General features: G+C 40.0%; 3 protein-coding genes. All 3 read left to right on the top strand.

Annotated features, from left to right (window positions below; genetic code table 11):
• Nucleotides 1–417: GIY-YIG nuclease family protein (locus tag DDR33_RS26170; RefSeq protein WP_202913851.1), on the top strand; the 417-nt coding region annotated here is incomplete at its 5' end.
• Nucleotides 417–923, top strand: coding sequence for a hypothetical protein (locus DDR33_RS25055; RefSeq protein WP_202913850.1), 507 nt, complete (start codon nucleotides 417–419; stop codon nucleotides 921–923). The genes DDR33_RS26170 and DDR33_RS25055, both read left to right, overlap by 1 nt.
• On the top strand, nucleotides 916–1,457 hold a 542-nt coding region (locus DDR33_RS25050), incomplete at its 3' end, for an RHS repeat-associated core domain-containing protein (protein ID WP_146198880.1). The genes DDR33_RS25055 and DDR33_RS25050, both read left to right, overlap by 8 nt.

The following is a 1,457-nucleotide window of genomic DNA, read 5'->3' as shown; positions in this document are numbered from 1 at the left end:
GTTGGACAATTCAACCCGGTAACAGGAAGAATTCAGGGGAGTGGTGCGATTGAGTATGCGGACCCAACGTTTGAGATTGCTTTGGCAATAGCAACGGGTGGAATGGGGAATGCTGCTAAAGGAGGGGTAAATGTTGTTTATCAAGGTATAGATGCTGCAGGCGTTGTTAGATATGTGGGAATCACTGAAAGAGCCGCATCTGTACGCTTTGCGGAACACTTAAACGCGATAGGTACAGGAAGAGAACTTTTGAGATACGAAGTAATAGAAGGAGCCACAGATTTGTCTAGAACGGGTGCTAGAATTTTAGAGCAAACCCTAATTAATCAATACGGTTTACACAAGAACGGTGGGTTGTTGTTGAATAAAATAAATTCAATCGCACCTAAATATTGGAAGCTATACGATATAAAATAATGATGGCAAGAGCAAATACAAAAATAGGAGATGTATTTTCCATTAAGATAAATGATAGCAGCAAAAGATACTTTCAATTGATAGCTTTTGATTTAGCTCAGTTGAATAGCGATGTGATAAGGGTGTTTAAAAAGGTTTATCCGATTCAAGTTAATCCCGATTTATTGGAGGTTGTAAATGATGAAATAGAGTTTTATGCTCATTGTGTTACAAAGTTGGGGTTAAAGATAGATCTCTGGAAAAAAGTTGGGAACACAGCTGATGTAGGACATATAGACCATATCTTATTTAGAGGATCTAGCGATTCAGGTTCGAAGCCAGGTGAACAGATTAAGATATCAAATAAGTGGTATATATGGCGAATTAACGATAAGGATTTTACTCATGTTGGAAAATTGGAAGGAGAAAACCGGAAAGCAGAACTGGGAATTGTTGTTAATCCATATGACATAACTGAAAGAATTAAGACTGGAAAATATAGTTTTTTTTATCCAGGTTTTGAATAAGAATACGGCCTCGATTTTCGAGGCTTTGTTCTGTAATAATAATCCAAATATTCTGAGTCTTGCAGATGTCCTGTATTATTCTGATTATTATCCTTTCGGATCAGATTTGACCCTCGCAAACAGTGACTATCGTTATGGCTATCAGGGGCAGTGTACAGAGAAAGACAAAGAAATCACCTGGCTGAATTTTGCATTGCGGATGTATGATCCAACGATTGGCAGGTGGATGACGATGGATCCTTACGGGCAGTACTATTCGCCCTATGTGGGAATGGGGAATGATCCGGTGAATGGAGTAGAACCGGACGGGGGATATACACGATTTGGGGCACTTTGGAGACACGCCGTAGCATATTTTACAGGAAGGGATCCAGGCCCGATATTGAAGCCAGGAAGCGAGTATGGTTTTAATACTCATGATTCAGATAATGATGGAGAAATCCGGGTAAATGCCCATTACGGAAGGAGTGTGGGCCAAAAGGAGGCCATCCGGATGGCATCAATGTTTTATACTGCTCCAAAAGTTGGACAATT

The sequence above is a fragment of the Pararcticibacter amylolyticus genome (assembly GCF_003130405.1).
GTDB classification, from domain to species: Bacteria; Bacteroidota; Bacteroidia; order Sphingobacteriales; family Sphingobacteriaceae; genus Arcticibacter; species Arcticibacter amylolyticus.
This window is presented reverse-complemented; position numbering and strand designations above follow the sequence as displayed.